Raw genomic sequence first — 21,426 nt, forward strand, 5'->3', positions numbered from 1 at the left:
CGCCGCCCCGGCGCCCGACGGCCCCGTCGCCGTCGCGGGCGGCGGCATTGCCGGCGCCGCCATGGCCAACGCCCTCGCCCGCGCCGGGCGCGAGGCGGTGGTGCTGGAAGCCGGGCCGGCACTGGCGCGCGAAGGCTCGGGCAACCCGTCGGCCCTGATGAAACCGCGCATGACGCCCGACGCCCAGCCCTACGGCCGCTTTCATGCCATGGCCTGGCTGCACGCCCTGCGCCTTTACGAAACCCTGCCGCCCGACGTCTGGCGCGAGGGCCGGGGCGTTCTGGTGGCCGCCCGCGACGCGGCCGAGGCCGCCGCCCAGGCGCGGCTGGTGGAGTCCCTGCCCTGGCCGGCGGAGGCGCTGCGACTGGTCGACGGCGCGGAGGCCCGGGCCCTGACGGGGGCGACGGCCCCGCGCGGCGGCCTGTGGTACGGCCTGGCGGGCTGCCTGCATCCGGCCGTCCTCTGCCCGGCCCTCGCCCAGGGCGCCGAGGTGTGGACCGGCGCGCCCGCCGGCGGCATCGAGCGTACCGCCGCCGGCACATGGCTGGTCCGCGATCCAGAAGGCGTGCCGCTGCTGGAGACCGCCGCCGTGGTGCTCTGCGCCGGCGCCGCCCTGCCCGCGTTGTGGCCGGAGGCACAATGGCCGCTGGGCAAGAGCCGGGGGCAGATTTCCTTCCTGCCGGCCGTTGCGGACGCGCCGCGCGCGGCGCTCAGCTTCGGCGGCTACCTGACGCCGCCCTTCCCGGACGATGACGGCCGCATGGTCCACGCACTGGGCGCCACCTACGACCGCTGGCGCGACCGGACCGAGGACTTCCGCCCTCTGCACGACGCCGACCACGCACGCAACCGGGACCTGCTGCGCCGGCACCTGCCGGAACTGGCGGCACGAATAGACGCCCGGCCCGTCGGCGGCCGCGCGGGCCTGCGGTGCACGATCCAGGACCACATGCCGCTCGCCGGCCCCGTCCACGACCGTCCGCCCTTCCTGGACGCCTTCGACGCCCTGCACCACGGCCGCAAGGCGCCGCCCTTCCCCGAGGCGCCGCTGCACGAGGGCCTGTTCGTCCTGGGCGCCCTGGGCTCGCGCGGGTTCCAGACGGCCCCGCTGGCCGCGGCCCGTGTGGCGGCGGAGATCAGCGGCGCACCGCTGCCGATGGACCGCGGCGTGGCCGACTCGCTCAACCCGGCGCGCTTTGACGTGCGCACGCTCAGACGGCCGCCGCAGGCGCGCCATCGCCGAAAGTAAGCTGGCGGCAGACCCTTGAAATTGAATGGATATACTAATTCCCCGGCGAGGCGGCGCAAGTCGATACGAAATACCCGCCGCAACAGGACTTTAACACGAACCGCTTTGACTTGGCCCTGAGCAGCAGCCTACCACCTTCGGCGCAAGCTTTCCCGGAGCTGAAGGTTTTCTCCCATGTCCGCCACCTCGTCGTCCCCCGGCGCCCTGAACGGGGCCTTGTCCCGCCTTCCCATTCCCGCCCGCATCGTGATCCTGGTCGCCGCCGCCGTGGTGGTCATGGCGGCCATGGCCGGCTCCGCCTGGTTCGGCCAGCAGCAGATCGAAGCCGCCGACCGCGACCTCGCCCGTACCGAGCGGGTGATCGACGCCACCCACGCCGTCGCGGTAGGGCTTGAGCGCCTGCGGCGCACCGAGCGCGCCTACCTGACCGGCGAGGATGCCGCCGCCGCCGAACGCGCCCGCGATGCCCTGGCCCGCCTCGACACCGACCTGGACGCCCTGGCGGCGGAAGGCGGCGGCGCGGCGGACGCGGCGGCGGAGCTTCGGTCGACCGTCGGCACCATCGGCGCCCGCTTCGAGGACGCCGCCGCCATGCGCGAGACGCTCGGCCTGACGCGCGAGGACGGCCTGACCGGTTCTTTGCGCGCCGCGGTGACCGAGCTTGAGAAGGCCCTGGCGCAATGGCCGTCGGTGGACGCCATCGAGACGCTGAAGGTGCTTCTGCTGTCCATGCGCCGGTACGAGCTGGATTTCATGCTCAGCCCCGAGAAGGCGCTCATCGACCGTCACCGCAAGCCGTTCAACGAGTTCGACTTCGGCCTGCTGGCGGCGCCCATGGACGACGCCACCCGGACCCGCTTCACCGAACTGGTCACCCGCTACCGCGAGACGCTTGAGCGCTATGCCGAGACGCGGCTGGCCCTGGACGACGCCATGCGCGGGCTGGAAGCCTCCATCGACGCCACCGCGCCCCTGTTCGAGCGCATCGACGCGGCGACGGCGGCGGCCATGGAGGCCGCCCGCGCCCGGCAGGACGCGGCGCGGGCGCGCATGGTCACCATCCTGGTCATCGCGGCGGCGGCGGGTGTTCTACTCTTCGCCGCCTTCGGCACGCTGATGGGGCGCAGCATCGTGATGCCCCTGCGCGGCATCCAGGTCGCCATGCGGCGCCTGGCAGAGGGCGACCACGGCGTCACGGTTCCCGGCACCAGCTTGCGCGACGAGATCGGCGAGATGGCGCGCGAGATCGAGGTATTCAAGAACACCGCCGCCGAGGCCGCCCGCCTCAAGGCCGAGGAACAGGCCCGCGAGGCCGCCGCCCGCGCCGAACGGGCCAAGGAGATGCGGGCGCTGTCCCACGCGCTGGAGGAGACGGTGCAGGCCGTCGCCCATTCCGTCGCCGCTCACGCCGGACAGATGCGCGGCATGGCGGAGGGCATCGTGCGCGCCGTCGACGACACCCGCGACCACGGCGGCGCCATGACCGACATGGCCGCCGCCACCCACGGCGCCATCACCGACGTGGAAGCCGCCACCAAAAGCCTCGCCGCCGCCATCGGCGAGATCACCTCCGAGGTCGAGGGCACCTCGCGCGTGGTCAAGGGCGCGGCCAAGGACGCCGGGCACACCACAGAGGTGGTCAAGGGGCTGACGGCCGCCGCCGACCGCATCGGCGAGATCGTCGCCATGATCGACGGCATCGCCGCCCAGACCAACATGCTGGCGCTGAACGCCACCATCGAGGCCGCCCGCGCCGGTGCCGCCGGCAAGGGATTTGCCGTGGTCGCCGGCGAGGTCAAGCAGCTCGCCCACCAGACCAGCCAGGCCACCGCCGAGATCGCCGGCCAGATCGAGGCCGTCCAGAAGGCCACCACCGAAGCCGCCGGCGCCATCGAGCATATCGTGGAAACCATCCTGCGCACCGATCGCATGACCACCACGATCCTCGACCAGGTGGAACGTCAGAGCAGTGCGACGACGGCCATACTGCGCTCCCTGCGCGGCGCCGTCGGCCACACCAGCGCGGTGGAGGCGCGTCTGGCCGCCGTCAACGCCGCCGCCGACGGCACGAAGCGCGACGCGCGGCAGATGCTGGATGCCTCGGCTGCCCTGTCGGGCGAGGCCGAGCGCCTGGATGCGGAGGTCAGCGGCTTCCTTACACGCATGCGGGCCTGAGCGTCGGCCGTCCTCAGGTCAGCGAGGACGGCTCCACCGTCGCCGGCAGGGTCCAGGTGCCGCCCAGCACGTCCCTGGTCATGCTGGCGACATCCCGCAGGTCCGCCGTCAACTGATGACCCGACGGCGCCGCGGCGGGCGCGGCGGCGGGCTGGCCGGCGGCTCCCACGGCGCCGCCGGTGGCATCCTGGGCCTCCACGCTCTCGCGCGCGGCCTTGCGCAGGGCGTCGATCTTCTTGTTCAGCTCGCCGATCTGCGGCTTGCTGACCGCCTTGCCACCCACGTAGATGGTCTGGCTGATGCCCAGAAGCCCAAGCAGCGCAGGCGAAAGCTCGAAGGACGACAGGCCGAACAGCCCCGTGAACAGAAGCGACAGGCCGACCACCAGGCTGAACACCAGGGTCTGGAACCGGTAGATGTCGAACTCGCCCTGCTCGGTCACCAGATCGCCTGCCGAGGGCTCCCGCTTTTCCGGCTGCCAGCCCTGGCGCTTGAGCCACGCCCAGTTCGACCCGCTCAACCGCCGCCGGCCGACGGCCGTCTGATTGGCCGCCACGGCGCTGACGCCGGCGATGCCCAGCAACGTCAGCACGTCCGACGACAGGTCGCCCAGGACGCCGATGCGCAGCAGCACGTAGATCAGCATGCCCGAGATGATCAGCGTGAAAAACAGGATCTGCAGCTTGGAAATGCTGGCCCGTCCGTCCGCGCCCGCCGTCAGTCTCACCGGGTTGATGGTGAACCCGGCGGTCGTGGCCGAGGCGACCATCAGGCAGGCGCCCAGGTACAGAAGCCCCACCACCGCCACGGCCAGGCTGCCGGCCATCAGCGGCTCGCTCACGCCGGTGTCGGTGCGGGCGATGAAGGTGATGGCCGCCGGCTGGTCCGGGCCGGCGTTGGAGCAGCCGACGACATAGACGGTGTAGCTGGGCCAGATCGCCCAAAGCTCCTTCAGCGGCTCCAGGATGGCGATCACCTCCGGCCCGTTCGCCCCCTGCGACTGCCCCATGCGGCGCATGCCCTGCAGGCGGTCGGCCTCTGATTCCACGGCGTAGACGCGAAGCAGACTGCCGGTGTCGCCCTGGCGCTCGACCGACAGCCGCACCGGCGAGCCGGCCGGCAGCATGGTCAGGTCGCCGCCCCCGTCGCCGGCCTCGGCCAGGGCGGAGCGGATTTCCAGCCCCTGGACCGCCATGGCGGCGGCGGCCACGCGCAGGTCGTCGGCCGTCGCCGCGGCAGGACCGCACAGGGCCTGCTCCGCCTCGGCCAGCCGGTCCCCCGCGCCATCCGCACCGGGGCGCGCCTGCGCCTGGATGTCCGCCTGCGCCGCCGCCGGCCCCGCCCACAGCAGCAGCGCCGCCATAAGCAGCACCGGCAGCAGCGCTGCCCGCAGTCCGATGCCCCGCCAGCGCACGCCGGTAGCGGCCGAAATGCGTCGCATGACCATGTTTCCCCCTCCTCCCCATACGCCGCCCCACCGGCGCCTGCACGTAGAGAGGGAAAGGTACACACTTTTGACGCGGCTATAAAGAGCGCTTACCTACCTTGGCGTGCGATTAACAAGCACCACCCTCATGAGAATCGGGCGCGCGGAACCGCCCCGGCTTCGATAACGCCCGCAGAGATATGCGCAACTCAGAGAAGTTTTCGCGGCGCATAAGTAACCCGAAGTAATCGTAATTATCGCGCTCCGACTCCGCGGCCCCATGCGTCATCCGCGCAAACGATTGCGCGTCACCGCACCCCACCGAGCGGCTTTCAGCGGTTTACCTATACGTCACCACGCGGGTTTGCAGTGCACCATGTTCCTCAAATGATCCTCACAACCCGGTGTGCACCGCAAAAAGCGCAATGATCATGGCGGCTTGCATGATGACTTCGGCAGAAAATTACCCGACTTCTCTATTTCGGCGGCTTCGTATCCGCGCTAGGCTATCGCCTTCGTTGACGTGTACGACAGCCGGACGGTCCGTGGCGGGGGAGGCACCCCGACGGATGCGAAAACAAGACCAAGAAATACGCGCCCGGGAGGCCGCGGTCATCCGCACCGTTACTTCACGACACCATTTCGAGGACGACGTATGAAAACTCTGAAGCTCGCCCTTGCCGCCGGCGCCGCCCTGACCATCATGGCCGGCGCCGCCCAGGCGAAGACGCTGGTGTACTGCTCCGAGGCCAGCCCCGAGGGCCTGAACCCGGTCTTCTACACCGCCGGCACCACCTTCGACGCCACGTCGGTGCCGATGTACGACCGCCTGGTGGAGTTCAAGCAGGGCACCACCGAGATCGAGCCCGGCCTGGCGGAAAGCTGGGAGATCTCCGAGGACGGCAAGACCATCACCTTCAACCTGCGCAAGGGCGTGACCTGGCACTCCAACGACGTCTTTACGCCGTCGCGCGAGTTCAACGCCGACGACGTGGTGTGGTCGTTCGAGCGCCAGATGAACCCCGAGCACCCGTACCACAAGGTCGGCGGCGGTTCGTACGAGTACTTCAACGCCATGTCCATGCCGGACCTGCTGGAGCGCGTTGAGAAGGTGGACGACTATACCGTCAAGTTCCACCTGAGCCGCCCCGAGGCGCCGATGATCGCCAACCTGGGCATGGACTTCGCGTCCATCTTCTCGGCCGAATATGCCGACGCCATGCTGGAAGCCGGCACGCCCGAGATGGTCGACAACAACCCGATCGGCACCGGTCCGTTCGAGTTCCAGATGTACCAGAAGGATGCCATCATCCGGTACGCCGCGAACGAGGACTACTGGGCCGGCCGCACGCCCGTCGACAACCTGGTCTTCGCCATCACGCCCGACGCCAGCGTCCGCTACGCCAAGCTGAAGGCCGGCGAATGCCACGTCATGCCCTACCCCAACCCGGCGGACGTCGCGCAGATGCGGGATGAGGACGGCATCATCGTGGAAAGCCAGGAAGGCCTGAACGTCGGCTACCTGGCCTACAACACGGAAAAAGAGCCCTTCACCGACGTCCGGGTGCGCCGGGCGCTGAACATGGCGATCAACAAGGACGCCATCATCGACGCCGTGTTCCAGGGCGCCGGCAAGAAGGCGACGAACCCGATCCCGCCGACCATGTGGTCCTACAACGAAGACATTCAGGACGACCCGTATGATCCCGAGGCGGCCAAGAAGCTGCTGGAGGAAGCCGGTGTGACCGACCTGAAGACCAACATCTGGGCCATGCCGGTGCAGCGCCCGTACAACCCCAACGCCCGCCGCATGGCCGAAGTCATCCAGGCGGACTGGGAGAAGATCGGCGTCGAGGCCGAGATCGTCTCCTACGAGTGGGGCGAGTACCTCAAGCGCTCCAAGGACGGCGAGCACCAGACCGTGCTGCTGGGCTGGACCGGCGACAACGGCGACCCGGACAACTTCCTGGCCGTGCTGCTGAGCTGTGACGCCGTCGGCGCCTCCAACCGCGCCCGCTGGTGCGACGAGGAGTTCGACAACCTGGTCATGGAAGCCAAGACCGAAACCGACCAGGCCAAGCGCGTCGAGCTGTACGAGCAGGCCCAGGTGCGCTTCAAGGAGCAGGCGCCGTGGGCCACCATCGCCCATTCCGTCGTGTTCATGCCGATGCGCGAAGAGGTCAAGAACTACAAGATCTCGCCGCTCGGCAAGCACGACTTCTACGGCGTCGACCTCGCCGAGTAAGGTCGAAATGAGGCAGAAGGGTTGACCTACATCATCTGGTGTAGTATACCTTCCGCCCAACAAGGAACGGGGGAGGACGGATACGCCCTCCCCCGTCTCCGTTTCCGCTTCCTGTTTGTTCGTGACCGTCGGTGGCGCCGTTCCGGGGCCGCGCGACCGGTCTTTGTATTGCGCGACATTTCCGCGCGCAGCCCGCCGCCGCCCTCCGTCCCCCCACCTTGCACGCACGGGGCGCGCGGCCGGCGCCGAGAGAGTACGAGGACCCATGCTCGGCTTCTTCATCAAACGCCTCGGTCTGGTGGTGCCCGCCTTCATCGGCGTGACCGTCCTGACCTTCGCGCTGATCCACCTCATCCCCGGCGACCCGGTGCTGATGCTGGCGGGCGAGCGCGGCATCGACCCCGAACGCTATGCCCGCCTGCGCGCGGAGCTGGGGCTGGACCAGCCCCTGGTCGTGCAGTACTGGAACTACATTTCCGGCGTGCTGCAGGGTGATCTGGGCAACAGCATCGTCACCAAGAAACCCGTCATCGACGAGTTCCTGACGCTGTTCCCGGCCACCATCGAGCTGACCATCTGCGCCATCATCTTTGCCGTCGGCGTCGGCCTGCCGGCCGGCATGCTGGCGGCGGTGAACCGCGGCAAGACGCTGGACCACGCCGTCATGGCGACCAGCCTGACCGGCTATTCCATGCCCATCTTCTGGTGGGGCCTGCTGCTTATCATCCTGTTCTCGGTGACGCTGGGCTGGACGCCCGTGTCGGGCCGCATTTCGGTGATGTTCTGGATCGAGCCGATCACCGGCTTCCTGCTGATCGACACCATCCTGCAAGGCAACTGGGACGCCTTCTGGTCGGCGGTGCATCATCTGGTGCTGCCGGCGATCGTGCTGGGCACCATCCCGCTGGCCGTCATCGCCCGCATGACGCGCTCGGCCATGCTGGAAGTGCTGCGCGAGGACTACGTCCGCACCGCGCGCGCCAAGGGTGTCTCGCCGAAGCGCGTCATCATGGTCCACGCCCTGCGCAACGCCCTGATCCCGGTGATCACCGTCATCGGCCTTCAGGTCGGCGTGCTGCTGGCCGGCGCCATCCTGACCGAGACCATCTTCAGCTGGCCCGGCATCGGCAAGTGGCTGGTGGAGAGCATCAACCGCCGCGACTACCCCGCCATCCAGGGCGGCATCATGCTGGTCGCCACGGTGATCATCATGGTCAACCTGCTGGTCGACGTCCTGTACGGCGTCGTGAACCCCCGCATCCGGCACCAGCGGTAAGAGGCGCGGAACCGACATGACCGACACCTACAAGAACGTGGACGTGGCCGAGGCCGCCGCCGATCACGCCGCCGAGGTGGCCGAGGCGCACGAGGCCGCCACCATCGCCGGCACGCCCAAGCACCCCATTGCCGAATTCTGGGAATACTTCACCGAGAACAAGGGCGCTCTGGCGGGCCTGATCTTCATCGTCGTGCTGGTCCTGACGGCGCTGTTCGCGCCGTGGATCGCACCGCACAGCCCCATCGAGCAGTACCGCGACGCGCTGCTGGTGCCGCCGGCCTGGTCCGAGGGCGGCACCTGGCGCTTCCCCCTGGGCACCGACGACGTGGGCCGCGACATCTTCTCGCGCATCATCTGGGGCTCGCGCCTGTCGCTGTTCGTCGGCGTCATCGTGGTGACGCTGTCGCTGGGCGCGGGCATCGTGCTCGGCCTGATGGCCGGCTACATGCGCGGCTGGGTGGACGTGCTGGTGATGCGCCTGATGGACATCATGCTGGCCATTCCCAGCCTGCTGCTGGCCATCGCCGTCGTCGCGATCCTGGGCCCGGGGCTTGAGAACGCCATCATCGCCATCGCCATCGTCGTGCTGCCCCACTACGTGCGCCTGACGCGCGCCGCCGTCATCACGGAAAGCAGCAAGGACTACGTCACCAGTTCGCGCATCGCGGGCGCCTCGACCTCGCGGTTGATGTTCAACACCATCCTGCCGAACTGCATGGCGCCGCTGATCGTGCAGGCGACCTTGGGCTTCTCCACGGCCATCCTGGACGCCGCGGCGCTCGGCTTCCTGGGCCTGGGCGCCCAGCCGCCGACGCCGGAATGGGGCTCCATGCTGGCCGACAGCCTCCAGTTCGTGCAGCGCGCGTGGTGGGTGGTGACCTTCCCCGGTCTTGCCATCCTGCTGACGGTGCTGGCCTTCAACCTCATGGGCGACGGCCTTCGCGACGCCCTGGACCCGAAGATGAAACGCTGATGCCTTTGCTCGACATCCAGAACATGACCGTGGAATTCGGCGAGGTCAGCTCGCCGTTCCGCGCCGTCGACGGCCTGTCGCTTACCGTCAACGAGGGCGAAGTGGTGGGCATCGTCGGCGAATCCGGCTCCGGCAAGTCCGTCTCGTCGCTGGCGACCATGGGCCTGGTGGCCTATCCCGGCCGCGTCACCGCCGACCGGATGCACTTCGCCGGCCAGGACCTCCAGGCCATGAGCTCGCGGAAGCGCCGCAAGCTGACGGGGTCCGAGATCGCCATGATCTTCCAGGAACCCATGACCAGCCTGAACCCCTGCTTCACGGTGGGCTGGCAGATCATGGAGGCCCTGAAGATCCACGAGGGCGGCGGCAGGGCGGAGCGCCGAGAGCGCGCCGAGGACTTGCTGCGCCTGGTCGGCATTCCCGACCCCGGCCGCCGCCTGACCGCCTTTCCGCACCAGATGTCCGGCGGCATGAGCCAGCGCGTCATGATCGCCATGGCGCTGGCCTGCAATCCGCGTCTGCTGATCGCCGACGAGCCGACCACGGCGCTCGACGTGACCATCCAGGCGCAGATCATGGACCTGCTGCTGGACCTTCAGCAGCAGCGCGGCATGGGCATGGTGCTCATCACCCACGACCTGGCCGTGGTGGCCGAAGCCGCCCACCGCGTCGTGGTGATGTACGCCGGCCAGGTGGTGGAGACCGGCACGGTGCCGGAAATCTTCGAGCACCCGCGCCATCCCTACACCCAGGCGCTGCTGGCCTCGCTGCCCGAGAACTCGGTGGGACGCAACCGCCTGCAGACCCTGCCCGGCGTGGTGCCCGGCGCCTACGACCGGCCGCACGGCTGCCTGCTGCACCCGCGCTGCCCGTATTCGCAGCGCCACTGCCGCGAGGAGCAGCCGCAGCTGTTCGGCGAGGGTCCGTTCCGCCACCGCTGCTTCTATCCGCTCGACGATGAGGGGAACCCGACCTATGACTGACGCCGACACCAAGGCGCCCGCCCTTCAGAAGGTGAAGGCCCCGGCCGACGGCCGGCCTCTGCTGGAAGCGCGGGAGCTGACCAAGCACTACGCGGTGCCGCGCGGCATGTTCAAGGAGGACGCCACCGTCCGCGCGCTGGACGGCGTGTCCTTCCGCCTGCACGCGGGCCGCACGCTGGCCGTCGTCGGCGAGTCCGGCTGCGGCAAGTCGACGCTGGCCCGCCAGGTGACGCTCATCGAGCAGCCGACCGCCGGCGACTTCCTGCTGGAGGGCGAGAACCTGGCCGGGGCGACGCCGGAAAAGCTCAAGCAGGCGCGCACCAAGGTGCAGATCGTCTTCCAGGACCCTTACGGATCGCTGAACCCGCGCAAGAAGGTCATGTCGATCCTGGAGGAGCCGCTGGTCATCAACACCAAGATGAGCCAGGAGCAGCGCCGCGACCGCGCCCAGGAGATGATGCGCGTGGTCGGCCTGCGGCCCGAGTTCGCGGCCCGCTACCCGCACATGTTCTCGGGCGGCCAGCGCCAGCGCATCGCCATCGCCCGTGCGCTGATGCTCAACCCCCGCGTGGTGGTGGCCGACGAGCCGGTCTCCGCCCTGGACGTTTCGGTGCAGGCGCAGGTGCTGAACCTGCTCATGGACCTGCAGGAGGAGTTCGGCGTCGCCTACCTGTTCATCTCCCACGACCTGTCGGTGGTGCAGCACATCGCCGACGACGTGCTGGTGATGTACCTGGGCAACGTGGTGGAGCACGGGCCGAAGGAGGCCATCTTCGCCGAGCCCGCGCACCCCTACACCCGCGCGCTCATGGCCTCGACCCCCAAGATCCGGGCCGCCGAGCGGGCGCAGAAGGTGGCGCTGACGGGCGAACTGCCGTCGCCCATGAACCCGCCGTCGGGCTGCCGCTTCCACACCCGCTGCCCCTTCGTCATCGACCGCTGCAAGAGCGAGATCCCCAAGGTCCGCGACGTGGCCGGGCGCGGCGTCGCCTGCCACCGGGCGGAAGAGGTGCTGGCCGGAACCGCCTGACCTTGGGCGGCGAACGCAGACAGGGAAAGGGGAGGCACCGGACGGTGGCCTCCCCTTTTTCATGTTTTCATGCCCCCGCCGCTCGGCGGCGCGTCTTACGCATCGACAATTGAAATCATCGATGCTGCGTTCAGGCGCCACGCAGGCTCACGCGCCACCAGGCGCGGCGGCCGCTATCAACCCCCGCGCCGGCGGAGGGCGGCACCCAGGCCCAGAAGACCCAGCCCGACGCCCAGCAGCGACAGCATGCCCGGCTCGGGCACCTGCGCAAGCTGGAACGGCACGCCGGGAGACCCCGGATTGTCGATTGGCAGCGTCGGGTCGCCGTTGCCGGGATTGCTGGGACGGTTGTCCAGGCCCGGCGGGTCCGGCGGCGTCACCTGTGTGGCGGGGGGCGGGTTGAAGACCACCGGCTCGATCCCGCCGTCGTCGCCCTGGCCACCGCCATCGCCGCCAGCGTCCGTGCCGGTTTCTGTGTCGGTTCCGTCCGGCGTCTCCACCGGCGGCGCCGCGGGCGTGAAGCCGGGCGTCAGCGGTCCGCCACCGCCGCCGACGCCGCCGCCACCACCGCCGAAGCCGCCGCCGCCGAAGCCGCCACCGCCACCCCAGCCGGCGCCTCCGCCACCACCACCGCCCCCGCCGGAGCGGAAGCTGTACGATCCGCCGGAGCCGCCCAGGCTGAAGCTGCGCGCCGATGCCTCGAGCCAAGAGAAATCGTCCGACAGGCGTGCCAGCCCGGCGTTGGACGCCACCAGGGCGGAGCCGCCAAGCATGTCCGGCGCCGGCGGCGGCTCGGGCGGCAGCGTCAGGTAGCCGAGGCCCGAGATGCGCTGGCGCGCCCAGTCGTCCCACAGGTCATCGGACAGCGCGCTGCGGGACGGCAGGCGAAGGACTTGGGCCTTGCTCTGCGGCTCCAGCAGAGCCAGCGTCTGGGCCTCAGCCGCGTCGCCGGTGCCGCTGCCCACATGCGCCACGGCGCCGGCAACCAGGGCGATGCCCAGCGCGCAACTTCCCGAAGCGACAACCCAAAGCGTCCGACGTTGCATCCTTATCCCTCCGAAGCGGTGATGACGTGCCTTGTGCGGCCCTTTGGTCGCCCTGCCTTGCAGGCGGCGTGCCAACCGCTGTGACTGTGCGGAAACAAAGACGCCTCGATCCTTTTGGCGACATGGGCCTGTCAAGCGGTCCGACGCATTTCGGCGTTCCTGGAGACAATTCGGTCCGCCATCCTCCGCAGCCGGATGTGCGGTACCCCGTTCGGCCCGAGTGGTGCGGCACGCCGGTCGGCGCGGCGGTGCAACATGCGGATGATCCACCACCTACTCCATCGGAGCCCGCGGACTCCCTTGGTTTGGTGCAGTGCGACACCATTCCTCGGCGGCGGCCGGCGCGGTTCGGCCGATGGCGCGATCCCATGGCAAAGGCCGCGGCGCATCTTTCGGTGAAAGCCGATACGTCAAGCGGGGAACGCCGCGCTCTGGCACGGACAGACAGTCTGGCGACCTGAGGAATTTTCTTTTAGATTCAATAGCCTGACGCAGCGGCGCAGGGTTGTCACGGGCCATAGGACGGACGACCTTGGCCGCAGGAGCGGCGTTCGGCGCGCAGCTGTAAAGGCGTCCGACATCCGCCGGAGGGACAGGACATCATCCCAGCCTGAAGCTGCACCGTGCCGGCGACGCGGCGGCCGTCCGCGCAAACGAAAACCGGCGCCCCTTGCGGAGCGCCGGTTTCCGTAACTTTCGAAGGCTCGGAAGACGTCGGGATTAGCCGACGATCTCGACCTCGGCGAAGAAGAACGACACCTCGCGGGCGGCGTTTTCCAGGCTGTCGGAGCCGTGCACGGAGTTCGCCTCGATGCTCTCGGCGAAGTCCTTGCGAATGGTGCCCTCGGCGGCGTTGGCCGGGTTGGTGGCGCCCATGATCTCACGGTTCTTGGCAACAGCGTCCTCGCCCTCGAGAACCTGCACCACGACCGGGCCGGACATCATGAAGGTGACCAGCTCGTTGAAGAACGAGCGCTCACGGTGCACGTCGTAGAACGCCTCGGCCTGGGCCTGGGTCAGCTGGATGCGCTTCTGCGCGATGATGCGCAGGCCGTTTTCCTCGAACCGGGCGTTGATCTTGCCGGTCAGGTTGCGACGGGTGGCATCGGGCTTGATGATCGAGAGCGTACGTTCGATAGCCATTGCGGTATCCTTGGGGTCTGTTATGCGGCCAGCGGCCGGCAGCCCGGGCGCCGCGCCGTCCCGAACAGCGGGAACGACTCGTGCGCGGACTTGCAACCGGCCGCAAACGGTGCGCGGTTATAACGGAGCCATTCCGCCCTGACAACCGTCAATCCGTTACGAATTGTCCACGTTACCGTCACCGGGGCAGGAAGCGGATGGTGCCATACCACGCGCGCGCCTCGGCGTCGCGGTCGTCGCAATCGGTCATGATGGCGACGGCGTCGATACGGTCGGGCGCCGATCCGTGAAAGCGGCGGAAATCCTCGGCCACGTCGCGGCGTTCCGTCACCCAGGTGCCGGGCGCGGCGGGCGGGCCGGATCGCACGGCCACCATGCGCGCCTGGGAGGCGTAGGCGTTCTCCCAATCCGTTCCTTCCGGCGCGGCGCTGGCCCAGACGTAGTTCACGGCCCGGCTTCGCCACGGCAGAAGGCCGCCATCCTTCACCACATAGAGCCGCGCGGGATAGTCGTCGCCGGCCTTGGTGTCCTCGGCGGGCCCGTCGGCGGGGAAGGTTTCATCGACCCGCCAGGACCATTCCAGCACCGGGGTCTTGCTCAGATCCACCGGCGTTTCCAGGAACAGGCCCGAAGCGGCGTCCCGGCATGTCGCCCGCACGGCCACCCGACCTTGAACGGCGTCCAGGGCATAATCGGTCTCGCCCTGGAAGCTCTTGGCCTGCCACTGCAGGATGTCGGCGGGCTCGGCCGTCAGCGCCAGCGCCGGCGCGGGGGCCAGCAGGGAAAGCAGGGTCAGCAGCGCGCGGCGGTTCATGGGCACCTTCCCTTCTTTCATTCGGCGGCCGACTTGTTCCGGCGGCGCTTGCCGGTCGCCTTGCCGCCGGGCTGCCGGCGCTCGGCGCGGAAGGCGCGGACCAGCGCGACGCTCGCCACCACCAGCAGGACAGACATGGGCAGTCCCAGCGAAATGGCGGCGTTCTGCATGGCGGTCAAGCCGCCCAGCACCAGCAGGACGCCCGCCACCGCGCCCTCGGCACAGGCCCAGAAGACGCGCTGCGGCTTGGGCGGCTCCGGGTGGCCGCCGGACGTCACCATGTCGTCCACCAGCGACCCCGAGTCCGACGACGTGATGAAGAAAATGATGATGACCAGCGTGCCGACGGCAGTGGAAACGGTCGCCAGCGGCAGATGGTCCAGGGTCGCGTGCAGCGAGATGGCCGGCGTCTCGATGACCCGCTGCGCGAGGTCCACGCCGCGCTCGATCTCCAGGCTCAGGGCGGTGCCGCCGAACACGGCGAACCAGGCGAAGCTGGCGGTGGTGGGTACCAGCAGCATGGCCACCACCATCTCCCGCACGGTGCGCCCGCGCGAGATGCGGGCGACGAAGACGCCGACGAAGGGCGACCAGGAAATCCACCAGCCCCAGTAGAACAGCGTCCACGTCGCCTGCCAGCCGCTCGGGTCCTTGAGGTCGAGGCGCAGGCTGGTGACCGGCAGGCTCTGGAGATAGATGCCGAGGCCGGAAACAAAGGTTTCCGCGATGAACAGCGTCGGCCCGACCACCAGCACGAACAGCCACAGGCCGCCCGCCAGCCAGAGGTTCGCCATGGACAGGCGCCGCACGCCGCCCTGCAGGCCGATCACCACCGACAACGTCGCCACCGCCGTGATGCTGGCGATGATGACGAGTTGCATGGCGACGGTGCTGGGAATGCCCAGGAACCGCGTCAGCCCCTCGTTGATCTGCATGGCGCCCAGCCCCAGCGACGTCGCCACGCCCAGCAGCGTGCCCACCGTGCACAGGATGTCGGTGGCGTGCCCGATGGGGCCGTGGATGCGGTCCCCGATCAGCGGGTGCAACACCGACCGCGGCGCCAGCGGCAGCCCTTTGCGGAAGTGGAAGTACGCCAGGCCCAGCGCCAGGATCAAATAGATCGCCCACGGGTGCAGACCCCAGTGGAAGAAGGTGTAGCGCAGGGACTGGCGCAGGGCCTCGGCCGTGCGCGGGTCGGCGTCGGGCGGTTCCAGGTAGTGGGTCAGGGGCTCGGCCACGCCCCAGAACACCAGACCGATGCCCATGCCCGCGGCGAACAGCATGGTCAGCCAGGCGACAGTACCGAACTCCGGCCGTTCGTCGTTGCCGCCCATGCGCAGCCGGGCATGGCGCGACACGCCGAGCCACACGGCAAAGACCAGGAAGCCGGTGGCCGCCAGCAGGTAGTACCAGCCGAACAGATGGGAAATCGCGGTACGCAGGCTTTCGAAGATGGATGCGGCGGTATCCGTGTACAGACCGCCAAACAGGCAGAACGCCACCACCACCGCCGCCGACCCGAAGAACACGGTCGGCTGCATCTTGGAGGTAAGCCGGGCGAAGGTGATCTTCCGCATGGTCGCTCAACGCCAACGGCGCGGAGCGGTTGCGGATTGCCGCCGTTCCGTCTAGCCGACCTCGCGCCGGACCACCCACAGCATTAGGCTGTGGGGGTCCAGGATCACCGTGTCGCCCTCCTTGCCGACCTCCATGGGCTCGCCGCCCTTTTCCGCGAAGGCCGGGTTCTTGGCCGTGTCCACCAGTTTGAGCCACGGCCGCTCGCCGTCCCGGGCTCCCGACGGCAGCACATGCTCGATGGCCTGATCGCTCGCGTTCATCATCACCAGGAAGGTGTCGTCGGGCTCGGGCTCGCCCCGCGAGGTCAGGTGGAAGTTGCCCGCCTCGCCCGACAGCACGAAGCGCAGGGCCTTGGCGTGGCCGTCGCCCCAGTCGTCTTCCGCCATCTCGGTGCCGTCGGGGCGCTGCCAGGTCACGTCCTTGACCTCGGTGCCCGGAATGGTGCGCCCGTGGAAGAAGCGGGAGCGGTGGAAGACGATGTGGTCCCGCCGCAACTGCACCAGCCGCCGGGCGAAGTCCAGCAGGTCGCGGCCCTCCTCGTCGATGCCTTCCCAGTCGACCCAACTGATCTCGTTGTCCTGGCAGTAGGCGTTGTTGTTGCCGCCCTGGCTGCGGCCGAACTCGTCGCCGGCCACGATCATGGGCACGCCCTGGGACAGCAGCAGCGTCGCCATCATGTTGCGCATCTGGCGGCGGCGCAGGTCGCGCACCGTCGGATCGTCGGTCGCCCCCTCGACGCCGCAGTTCCAGGATCGGTTGTCGTCGCTGCCGTCGTTGTTGTCTTCCTTGTTGGCCTCGTTGTGCTTGCCGTTGTAGCTGACCAGGTCGCGCAGGGTGAATCCGTCATGCGCCGTGACGAAGTTCACCGACGCCCACGGCCGCCGCCCCTGGTGGTCGTAGATGTCCGACGAGCCCGACAGGCGCGAGGCCAGGTCGCCGATGCGTCCCGGCTCGCCGCGCCAGAAATCGCGCACGGTGTCGCGGTAGCGGTCGTTCCACTCCGCCCAGCCCGGCGGGAAGTTGCCCACCTGGTAGCCGCCCAGCCCCGTGTCCCACGGCTCGGCGATCAGTTTCACGGCCGACAGCACCGGGTCCTGCGCCACAGCGTCGAGGAAGCCGGCGTGGCGGTTGTACGGCCCTTCCACGCGGGCAAGCGTCGTCGCCAGGTCGAAGCGGAAGCCGTCGATGCGCATGTCCTCCACCCAGTAGCGAAGCGAATCCGTGACCATGCGCAGCACATAGGGATGCCGCAGTTCCAGTGCGTTGCCGGTGCCGGTGAAGTCGTTGTAATACCGCTCGTCACCGTCCATCAGGTAGTAGTAGGACCGGTTGTCGATGCCCCGGAAGCACAGCGTCGGGCCCATGTGGTTGCCCTCGGCGGTGTGGTTGTAGACGACGTCCAGGATCACCTCGATCCCCGCGTCGTGCATGATCTGCACGAAGGTCTTGAAGGCGCGCGGGTCGTCGCCCGGCAGGTAGTCCGGGTGGGGCGCGAAAAAGCCGATGGAATTGTAGCCCCAGTAGTTCCGCAGGCCCCGGTCGATCAGGTGGCGGTCCTGGATGAAGGCGTGCACCGGCAGAAGCTCCACCGACGTTACCCCAATCTCGCGCAGGTGCGCCACCACCGACGGATGCGCCAGCCCCTCGAAGGTGCCGCGCACGGGCTCGGGCACCTCGGGATGGCGCATGGTGAAGCCGCGCACGTGCATCTCATAGACGGTGGTCTCGTGGGCGGGCGTCGGCTCCTTGGGGTTGCCCCAGGTGAAGGCGGGGTCGACGACGCGGCATTTCGGCATGAAGGGCGCGCTGTCGCGGGTGTCGAAGGACAAATCCTCCTTCTCGTCGCCGACCACGTAGCCGAACAGGGCATCGTCCCATTCCAGGTCGCCATGCAGGGCCTTGGCGTAAGGGTCGAGCAGCAGCTTGTTGTGATTGAAGCGGTGCCCGTTCTCCGGCTCGTAGGGGCCGTGGACACGGTAGCCGTACAGGGCGCCGGCGCGCACGTCGGGCAGGTAGCCGTGCCAGATCTCGTTGGTGTACTCGGGCAGCTCGACGCGGGCGATTTCCTCGCGGCCGTCGTCGCTGAACAGGCACAACTCCACCTTTTCCGCGTGGGCGGAAAACAGGGCGAAGTTGGTGCCCGAACCGTCGAAGGTCGCTCCCAGCGGATGCGGGGAACCGGGCCAGACACGGGGGGTGGACGACGCCATGGAGCACTCCAGGGAAAACGCGGTGGAACCAAGCCCTTCAACGGGCGGCGGCGGCGCTGCGTTTCGGCGCGTCGCATCCGGGGCACCCGTCCATGTTGCGGCGGGTGCCCCGCTTCACCATCATGACGCGCCTTGTTGACAGGGAGAACCCACCAAATGGACATGATCGACCAGGGGCCCAAGGACGCCCCATTGACCGTCGCGCTCGCCCACGGCGCCGGCGCGGCCATGGACACGCCCTTCATGGACACCATCGCCGCGGGCCTCGCGGCGGACGGCTGGCGCGTCGTGCGCTTCGAGTTCCCCTACATGGCCCAACGGCGCACCGGCGGCTCGAAGCGCCCGCCCGACCGCCAGCCCGTGCTGCTGGATACCTGGCGGGCCGTCGTCGCCGATCTGGGCGATCCGTCGCGCCTTGTCATCGGCGGCAAGTCCATGGGCGGGCGCATGGCGAGCCTGATCGCCGACGAGGCCGGCGTCGGCGGCCTGGTGTGCCTGGGCTATCCCTTCCACCCGCCGGGCAAGCCCGACCGCCTGCGCACCGCACACCTGGAAACCATCGAGATGCCCACGCTCATCTGCCAGGGCACGCGCGACACCATGGGCGGCCGCGACCTGGTGGCGGGGCTGGGGCTTTCGCCGGCCATTCGCCTGCACTGGGCGGAGGACGGGGACCATTCCCTCAAACCGCGTAAGTCTTCAGGCCGTGACAACGCGGTGAATCTGGCCGAATGCGTGACGGCCATCACCGATTTCCTGAGGGAACTGAAGATGTAAACCTCTCACGTTTCTGATATAAAGTGGTGTATGAGTACGTTTGGCGCGGATGTACACCACCATCCGCCAGCGCAACCTGAAGGGGGACCAAGGCGCATGACGGCAGGCTTCCGGGCAGTGCCGGACGGGGGACGCGACACGGGCCGCGCGTCGGCTCATGATGCCGTCGCGCTGGAACTGGCGCGGCGCGACCGCTGGCCCGTCGGCCGCATCGTCCGCCAGTCCATTCTCCAGTGCCCGGGCCAGACCCCCGTCGCCGCCGCCGCGCGGATGATGGCCGATGCCGCGTGTTCCTCGATCATCGTCACCGAACGCGGCGCCCCCGCCGGCATCTGGACGGAACGCGACGCCCTGGCGCTGGACCTGACGGACCCGGCCACGCTGGCCCTGCCGGTGCGCGACCTGATGAGCGCGCCGATCCGCACCCTGCACCAGGACACCACCATCGAGGACGCCATGCCCCGCTTTCGCGAGGCACGGCTGCGGCATTTCCTGGTAGTGGACGATTCCGGCGCGGCCGTCGGCGTGCTGTCGCGCACCGACGTGGTGCGCAACTCGGGCCTGCACGGATACCTGACGCTGCGCACTGTGGGCTCGGTCGCCAAACGCCGCCCGCTGACCGTGGCGGCGACCGACACCGTGGCCGCCGTCGCCGCCGCCCTGCGCAATTCCGAGGCCGAGGCCGCCGTGGTGCTGGAGGCCGACGGCAAGCCCTACGGCATCGTCACCGAACGTGACATCCTGCGCCGCGTGGCAGGCCGCGACGTCGCCCGCCCGGTGCGCGAGATCGCCAGCGCGCCCATCCTGTCCATCGCCGAGGATGCGCCGCTGCTGCACGCGCAGGAGATGATGGAGGCCAACCGCATCCGTCACCTGGCCGTCCAGTCCGGCGATGCCGACATCCTGGCCGTCCTGTCGTTCACCGACATCCTGACGGGCATCGAGGTCGACTACCTGCGCCACCTGCAGGAGGCCGTCTCGCGCCAGGTGCAGGCGCTGGAAGCCGGCAAGGCGCGGCAGGACAGCATCCTCAGCCTCACCCAGGAAGGCTATGCCGAAACCGACAGCCACGGCCGCATCACCGACTGCAACGCCGCCTTCGAGCACCTGCTGGGCATCGGCCGCACCGGACTGATCGGCCTGCCCCTTCCCGCCCTGGCCGAAGGCGACGCGGCGCGCAAGCTGGAGGCCGGTTTCGCCGTCGTGCGCGGAGCCGAGGGCGCGCCGCATCACACGTTCGAAACCGACCTGCGCCACCACGGCGGCGGCCTGCGCCACGTCCGCATTTCCGCCACGGTGCTGCGGGACGATGCAGGCAACACCACCGGCGCCTTCGCCTTCTTCTCCGACCTGACCGAGCTGCGGGCCGGCGAGATGCGCAACCGCGCCCTGGTGGAACAGCTTCGCCAGTCGAACGAGGAACTGGAGGCCTTCGCCTACATCGTCTCCCACGACCTGCAGGAGCCCCTGCGCATGGTCGCCAGCTACCTGCAACTGGTCGACCGGCGCATCGGTGATGCCCTGGACCCGGAAACGCGGGAGTTCATGGCCTTCGCCGCCGGCGGGGCGACGCGCATGCAGTCCATGATCACCGACCTGCTGGACTATTCGCGCATCGACCGCAAGGGGCACGCCTTTGACGACTGCGACGCCGCGCTGGCGGTGGAAAGCGCCGTGCGCCGCCTGGATGCCACGCTGTCCAGCGTTGGTGCACGGGTGACCTGGGACCCGCTGCCGACGGTCAAGGCCGATTTCACGCAGCTGGTGCGCCTGTTCCAGCACCTGATCGACAACGCCGTGAAGTTCCGCGATCCCCACCGCGCGCCGCGCGTGCACATCAGCGCCGAGCGGGTGACCACGGACCACGGTGCGGGACAGGAAACCGACGGCCCTGCCTGCCGCCTGCCGGCCTGGCGCTTTTCGGTGCGCGACAACGGCATCGGCATCGAGCCCTCCTTCGCGGACCGCATCTTTCAGATGTTCCAGCGCCTGCACGCCCGCGGCGCCTATGGCGGCAACGGCATCGGGCTGGCCATCTGCAAACGGATCGTGGAACGCCACGGCGGCGTGATCGGCGTCGACTCCCGCCTCGGCGAGGGCAGCACCTTCCATGTCACGCTGCCCGATTTCCCGACACAACCGGAGGATACACCGTGAGCGAGCGCATTCCCCCGCATGTGGATTCGGGCGTCGCCGCCCTGCTGGCGGAGGCCCCCGCCGGGGGCGTGGTCAAACGGTCCGTCACCATCGCCGGCCACCGGACCTCGGTCTCGCTGGAAGCCCCCTTCTGGGATGCCCTGCAGGCCATCGCCCGGTCGGAACGCACCACCGTCACCGCCCTGGTGACCGCCGTCGACAGCCGCCGCGACCAGATGGCCGGCAACCTGTCGAGCGCGCTGCGGGTGTTCTGCCTGCGCTGGACCCAGAGCAAGGCCGGCACGCTGGAATAGCCCTCCCCGCTGACGACGCCATCAGTCGTCGCCCGTCGCACTTTCCTC

16 protein-coding genes are annotated in these 21,426 nt (G+C 69.1%); 10 read left to right on the forward strand and 6 right to left on the reverse strand.

What is annotated here, in order from left to right; translation table 11 throughout:
* The coding region (gene mnmC / locus C882_RS21615; protein ID WP_043647163.1) for an FAD-dependent 5-carboxymethylaminomethyl-2-thiouridine(34) oxidoreductase MnmC at positions 1–1,249 on the forward strand (1,249 nt) is incomplete at its 5' end.
* A 174-nt stretch (positions 1,250–1,423) separates the two neighbouring features.
* Positions 1,424–3,424: a methyl-accepting chemotaxis protein gene (locus C882_RS21620; protein WP_009542825.1), complete on the forward strand. Its 2,001-nt coding sequence runs from the start codon at positions 1,424–1,426 to the stop codon at positions 3,422–3,424.
* A gap of 13 nt (positions 3,425–3,437) precedes the next feature.
* On the opposite strand, the gene C882_RS23680 is transcribed toward C882_RS21620, so the two are convergent.
* Positions 3,438–4,871, reverse strand: a complete 1,434-nt coding sequence (locus C882_RS23680) for a hypothetical protein (protein WP_009542826.1) — start codon at positions 4,869–4,871, stop codon at positions 3,438–3,440.
* Positions 4,872–5,505: 634 nt separating this feature from the next.
* Between C882_RS23680 and C882_RS21630 the strand changes: the two genes are divergently transcribed.
* From C882_RS21630 to C882_RS21650, 5 genes are all read left to right on the forward strand, one after another.
* Positions 5,506–7,095 carry an ABC transporter substrate-binding protein gene (locus C882_RS21630; protein WP_009542828.1) on the forward strand — a complete coding sequence of 530 codons (1,590 nt, stop codon included), beginning with the start codon at positions 5,506–5,508 and terminating at the stop codon, positions 7,093–7,095.
* A 265-nt stretch (positions 7,096–7,360) separates the two neighbouring features.
* Positions 7,361–8,371 carry an ABC transporter permease subunit gene (locus tag C882_RS21635; protein WP_009542829.1) on the forward strand — a complete coding sequence of 337 codons (1,011 nt, stop codon included), beginning with the start codon at positions 7,361–7,363 and terminating at the stop codon, positions 8,369–8,371.
* Positions 8,372–8,387: 16 nt separating this feature from the next.
* The gene (dppC, locus tag C882_RS21640; RefSeq protein WP_009542830.1) at positions 8,388–9,347 is read left to right on the forward strand and encodes a dipeptide ABC transporter permease DppC; all 960 of its coding nucleotides are present in this window, start codon (positions 8,388–8,390) and stop codon (positions 9,345–9,347) included.
* Positions 9,347–10,330 (forward strand): dipeptide ABC transporter ATP-binding protein, encoded by a 984-nt coding sequence (gene dppD / locus C882_RS21645; RefSeq protein WP_009542831.1) that lies wholly within the window; start codon positions 9,347–9,349, stop codon positions 10,328–10,330. Before dppC ends, dppD begins: the two co-directional genes overlap by 1 nt.
* Positions 10,323–11,360, forward strand: coding sequence for a peptide ABC transporter ATP-binding protein (locus C882_RS21650; RefSeq protein ID WP_009542832.1), 1,038 nt, complete (start codon positions 10,323–10,325; stop codon positions 11,358–11,360). Before dppD ends, C882_RS21650 begins: the two co-directional genes overlap by 8 nt.
* A 176-nt stretch (positions 11,361–11,536) precedes the next feature.
* On the opposite strand, the gene C882_RS25715 is transcribed toward C882_RS21650, so the two are convergent.
* From C882_RS25715 to glgX, 5 genes are all read right to left on the reverse strand, one after another.
* Complete coding sequence (locus C882_RS25715) at positions 11,537–12,406, reverse strand: PEP-CTERM sorting domain-containing protein (RefSeq protein ID WP_009542833.1); 870 nt, start codon at positions 12,404–12,406, stop codon at positions 11,537–11,539.
* Between the two features lie 720 nt (positions 12,407–13,126).
* Entirely contained in the window at positions 13,127–13,549 is a 423-nt protein-coding gene (ndk, locus tag C882_RS21660; protein WP_009542835.1) for a nucleoside-diphosphate kinase, read from the reverse strand.
* Positions 13,550–13,727: 178 nt separating this feature from the next.
* Complete coding sequence (locus C882_RS21665) at positions 13,728–14,363, reverse strand: DUF3047 domain-containing protein (RefSeq protein WP_009542836.1); 636 nt, start codon at positions 14,361–14,363, stop codon at positions 13,728–13,730.
* A 17-nt stretch (positions 14,364–14,380) separates the two neighbouring features.
* On the reverse strand, positions 14,381–15,940 hold the full coding sequence (locus C882_RS21670; protein WP_009542837.1) for a BCCT family transporter: 1,560 nt from the start codon (positions 15,938–15,940) through the stop codon (positions 14,381–14,383).
* Positions 15,941–15,991: 51 nt separating this feature from the next.
* Positions 15,992–18,151 carry a glycogen debranching protein GlgX gene (gene glgX, locus C882_RS21675; protein ID WP_009542838.1) on the reverse strand — a complete coding sequence of 720 codons (2,160 nt, stop codon included), beginning with the start codon at positions 18,149–18,151 and terminating at the stop codon, positions 15,992–15,994.
* A gap of 156 nt (positions 18,152–18,307) precedes the next feature.
* On the opposite strand from glgX, the gene C882_RS21680 reads away from it, so the two are divergent.
* The 3 genes from C882_RS21680 (at position 18,308) to C882_RS21690 (ending at position 21,378) form a co-directional block, all read left to right on the forward strand.
* Positions 18,308–18,928 carry an alpha/beta family hydrolase gene (locus C882_RS21680; protein WP_009542840.1) on the forward strand — a complete coding sequence of 207 codons (621 nt, stop codon included), beginning with the start codon at positions 18,308–18,310 and terminating at the stop codon, positions 18,926–18,928.
* Between the two features lie 96 nt (positions 18,929–19,024).
* The gene (locus C882_RS23690) at positions 19,025–21,085 is read left to right on the forward strand and encodes a CBS domain-containing protein (protein WP_052000260.1); all 2,061 of its coding nucleotides are present in this window, start codon (positions 19,025–19,027) and stop codon (positions 21,083–21,085) included.
* Positions 21,082–21,378: a ribbon-helix-helix domain-containing protein gene (locus C882_RS21690; RefSeq protein WP_009542842.1), complete on the forward strand. Its 297-nt coding sequence runs from the start codon at positions 21,082–21,084 to the stop codon at positions 21,376–21,378. The genes C882_RS23690 and C882_RS21690 overlap by 4 nt, the downstream gene beginning before the upstream one ends.
* Positions 21,379–21,426 lie beyond the last annotated feature (48 nt).

The sequence above is a fragment of the Caenispirillum salinarum AK4 genome (genome assembly GCF_000315795.1).
GTDB lineage: Bacteria > Pseudomonadota > Alphaproteobacteria > Rhodospirillales > Rhodospirillaceae > Caenispirillum > Caenispirillum salinarum.